At 36.7% G+C, this 270-nt stretch carries 1 protein-coding gene; it reads right to left on the bottom strand.

Going from position 1 to position 270, the window contains the following annotated elements; translation table 11 throughout:
- Positions 1-252: AAA-type ATPase lid domain-containing protein (locus AAEY72_RS15010; protein WP_502945400.1), on the bottom strand; the 252-nt coding region annotated here is incomplete at its 3' end.
- Positions 253-270 lie beyond the last annotated feature (18 nt).

Consider the following 270-nt stretch of genomic DNA (forward strand, 5'->3'; position numbering starts at 1 on the left):
GTTTAATGTGCTCCATAGCTCACGAATATTACCTGGCCATGATTGGGTGCAAATTAAATTAATTCCCTTTTCGGAAATTTGTTTACTTTTGTAGCTTGGGTGCTTTGAACTCGATTGATTGATTTGATCTACAAGCTGAGTGACTATACTGGGTATATCTTCAATGCGGTTGCGTAAAGCAGGCATTTCAATGATACCGACAGCTAATCGATAAAAAAGATCTTCTCTAAATTTACCTTGAGATACTAACAAGGATAAATCTTGGTGTGT

The organism is Psychrobacter sp. W2-37-MNA-CIBAN-0211, assembly GCF_040309405.1.
In the GTDB taxonomy this organism is placed as follows: domain Bacteria; phylum Pseudomonadota; class Gammaproteobacteria; order Pseudomonadales; family Moraxellaceae; genus Psychrobacter; species Psychrobacter glaciei.